This window comes from Halomonas sp. (genome assembly GCF_033549285.1).
Classification (GTDB): domain Bacteria; phylum Pseudomonadota; class Gammaproteobacteria; order Pseudomonadales; family Halomonadaceae; genus Halomonas.
The window spans coordinates 1-1803 of record NZ_JAWSUJ010000193.1 but is presented as its reverse complement, the minus strand read 5'-3'; the positions used below and the strand labels follow the sequence as shown (position 1 = coordinate 1803).

The following is a 1803-nucleotide window of genomic DNA, read 5'->3' as shown; positions in this document are numbered from 1 at the left end:
TGAGAAGGGCCGCCAGCACGCACAGCTGGATCGCCATGAAGGGCAGCACCGAGACGTAGATGTCCTTCAGGCTGATGTCCGGTGGCGCCACGCTCTTCAGGTAGAAGGCCGCGGGGCCGAACGGCGGCGACAGGAACGACACCTGCATGTTCACGGCGAACAGTATGCCGAACCAGATCGGGTCATAGCCCAACTCAGTGACGATGGGCAGGAAGATCGGCAGGGCCAGCATGGCGATGCCGATCCAGTCGAGGAACAGCCCCAGCACCAGCATGATCGCCATCATCACCAGGATGATCACGATCGGCGCCACCTCGAGCCCCAGGATCATCCCCGAGACGAAGCGGTTGCCGCCCATCAGGTTGTAGACCCCCACCAGGGCCGCGGCGCCGATGCCGATCCAGATGATCATGCCGCAGGTGTAGAGCGTCTGGCCCAGGCTGTGGTGCAGCATCGCCACGCTGAACTCGCCGCGCAGCACGATGGCCAGCATCACCCCGAACACCCCCATGGCCGCCGCCTCGGTGACCGAGGCGATGCCGCCGTAGATGGTGCCCAGCACCAGGAAGGCGATCATCCCCGGCAGCAGGATCGCCTTGACCGCCTCCAGCTTGCTGGCGAAGGGGTTGTCCTGGGTCTCGGCGGTGAGCGGCGGGCCCATCGCCGGGTTCTTCAGGCAGCGCACCAGCACGTAGGCGATGTAGGAGCCCATCAGGATCACCGCCGGGGTGATCGCCGCGGTGAACAGCTCGGCGATGGAGACGCTGGCGATCAGGCCGTAGATGATCAGCACGATCGACGGCGGCATCATGGTGCCCAGTGCCCCGCCGGCGCACACCACGCCGATGGAGAGCCGCTTGTCATAGCCCAGGCGCAGCATCTGCGGCAGCGCCAGGATGCCCAGCAGCACGATCTCGCCGCCGATGATCCCCGACAGCGCGGCGAGGAAGAAGGCCACCACGATGGTCTGCACCGCCACGCCCCCGGGCAGCCGCCCGGCGAACACCCGCATGGCGTTGAACAAATCCTTGGCGATGCCCGAGCGGTCGAGCAGCGAGGCCATCAGCACGAACATCGGCACCGCCACCAGCGAGTACTCGGTGATGAAGCTGAACACCCGGCTGGTGACCAGCGGCAGCGCCGTCTCGCCGAACCAGCCGAAGGTGAAGACCATCGCCACCAGGCCGGTGATGAAGGCCAGCGGCAGGCCGGTGACCAGCAGGCCGAAGATGGCGGCGATCATCAGGATCGTGGCTGTCCCGATATCCATCAGCGTGTCTCCTTGTTGGCGGGCTCATGGTCGGCGGGACGGGCGCGAATCGACTGCACCAGGTGCAGCAGCGCCTGCAGGGTCATCAGCGCCAGGGCGAACAGGATCATGCCCTTGACCAGCGCCGGGAAGGGCGGATTCCAGGAGGTGCCGGAGCGCTCCAGCTGCCACTCGCCCAGCGGGTTGTGCGAGGCGCGCCAGAACATGTGGAAGGCGGCATAGCTCATGGCCAGGCAGAAGCCCAGGGTCACCAGGTCGTTGAAGCGGTCCATCCAACACTTGAGCCGCGGGCCGGCGCTGTCGTAGAGCACCTTGACGCGGATATGGCTGTTGCGGGCCAGTGCCGCGGGGCCGCCCAGGGCGAAGGTCACGGCGACCAGGAAGATCACGGACTCGTGCACCCAGGAAGTGGGATTGTTGAAGCCGTAGCGCAGGAACACCTCGACCACGCTGATGCCCATGGCGATCAGCACCAGCCAGGCGGCGCCGCGGGCGCTCCGGGCCACCAGGCGGTCCAGGGCGGTGCGTTCGGG

2 protein-coding genes are annotated in these 1803 nt (G+C 66.8%); both read right to left on the bottom strand.

What is annotated here, in order from left to right; translation table 11 throughout:
• Positions 1–1270: TRAP transporter large permease (locus SCI24_RS21345; protein ID WP_318727275.1), on the bottom strand; the 1270-nt coding region annotated here is incomplete at its 3' end.
• A partial coding sequence (locus SCI24_RS21340; protein WP_318727274.1) for a TRAP transporter small permease subunit occupies positions 1270–1803 on the bottom strand: 534 nt, incomplete at its 5' end. The genes SCI24_RS21345 and SCI24_RS21340, both read right to left, overlap by 1 nt.